Here is a 1,708-nt window from a genome sequence, read left to right as displayed (position 1 = left end):
GCCGCCGGTTCGGCCGCCGGACCGGGGTCGGCACCCGAGGCGGCCGCGGCGGTGAAAAGGTGCGGCAGCAGGCGGGGGGCGGCGAAGCCGAGCGCACCGCACAGAATCAGGAGACCCAACAGCCAGACCACGAGCGAAAAACGACCGATCCGCAGTGCCGCGTCCTCAGTCATCGGTGCCGACATGTTGTGCTGTTCTCCTTTGTATGTCCCCATGAGGTTACCCACACCGCGGATCCGCTTCACACTCGGTGCCCCGCAGAAGCCCGACGCTAGACTTGGAGCATCCCCGAAGCCATTCTTCCTTGGAGATTTGTGTGAGCCTGAAGCAGCTTGACCGTGTTCCCATCCGCCGCGCGTTGATCTCGGTGTACGACAAGACCGGGCTGGAGGAGCTGGCGGAAGGGCTGCGCAGCGCCGGGGTCGGCATCGTTTCCACCGGTTCGACGGCCAAGAAGATCGCCGCCGCAGGCATCCCGGTCACCGAGGTTTCCGAGATCACCGGTTTCCCCGAGTGCCTGGACGGCCGGGTCAAGACGCTGCACCCGCGCATTCACGCCGGCATTCTGGCAGACCGCCGCCTCGATGACCACGTCCGGCAGCTCACCGACCTCGAGATCGAGCCCTTCGACCTCGTGGTGGTCAACCTCTACCCGTTCGTGCAGACCGTGCGGTCCGGCGCCAGCCAGGACGAGGTCGTGGAGCAGATCGACATCGGCGGCCCTTCGATGGTGCGGGCCGCGGCGAAGAATCATCCGTCCGTGGCGGTCGTGGTGGATCCCGCCGCGTACGCGGACGTGGTGGAGGCGGCGAGTTCCGGCGGGTTCGACCTGAAGACCCGCCGCCGGCTGGCGTCCTTGGCCTTCGCCCACACCGCCGCTTATGACACCGCCGTGGCCAAGTGGACCGCCGAGCAGTTCGGCGACGACGCCGAGGCCGTCGAGGCGGCACCGGCGTTCCCGCCGTACGCCGGCCTGGCACTGGAGCGCTCGGAGTCGCTGCGCTACGGTGAGAACCCGCACCAGGCCGCCGCGCTGTATGCGGAGACCGGCGCCGAGCCGGGCATCGCGCAGGCCGAACAGTTGCACGGTAAGGCGATGAGCTTCAACAACTACGTCGACGCCGACGCCGCCGTGCGCGCGGCCTTCGACTTCGCCGAGCCGGCCGTCGCGGTGGTCAAGCACGCCAACCCCTGCGGCATCGCCGTCGCGTCCCCGGGCGCCGCCGATCCCATTGCGGATGCGCATGCGAAGGCCCACGCGACCGACCCCGTGTCCGCATTCGGCGGCGTCATCGCCGCAAACCGAACGGTGACCGCGGGCATGGCCAATACCGTCAAGGACATCTTCACCGAGGTGGTCGTCGCCCCGAGCTTCGAGCCGGAGGCCGTCGAGATCCTGTCGAAGAAGAAGAACATCCGGCTGCTGGTCCTGCCGGACGGCTTTGCCCGGGACACGGTCGAGTACAAGCAGGTCTCCGGCGGCATGCTGCTGCAGGCCTCCGACCGGATCGACGCCGACGGCGACGACCCTGCCAACTGGACGCTGGCCGCCGGCGAGGCCGCCGACGAGGCGACCTTGGCGGATCTGGCCTTCGCGTGGCGCGCTGTCCGGGCCGCGAAGTCCAACGCCATCCTGGTCGCGGCCAACCGCGCCGCGGTGGGCATCGGCATGGGCCAGGTCAACCGGCTGGATTCCTGCCGCCTGGCC

General features: G+C 69.1%; 2 protein-coding genes. One reads left to right on the top strand and one right to left on the bottom strand.

Annotated features, from left to right (window positions below; genetic code table 11):
- On the bottom strand, positions 1-185 hold a 185-nt coding region (locus AC5RUJ_RS15825), incomplete at its 3' end, for a hypothetical protein (protein ID WP_494156194.1).
- 131 nt (positions 186-316) lie between these two features.
- Between AC5RUJ_RS15825 and purH the strand changes: the two genes are divergently transcribed.
- On the top strand, positions 317-1,708 hold a 1,392-nt coding region (gene purH, locus AC5RUJ_RS15820; RefSeq protein ID WP_494156193.1), incomplete at its 3' end, for a bifunctional phosphoribosylaminoimidazolecarboxamide formyltransferase/IMP cyclohydrolase.

It is taken from the genome of Arthrobacter sp. Y3223164, from assembly GCF_059091005.1.
Note: the sequence above shows the minus strand (reverse complement) of the source record. Positions and strands in the feature narration are given on the sequence as shown.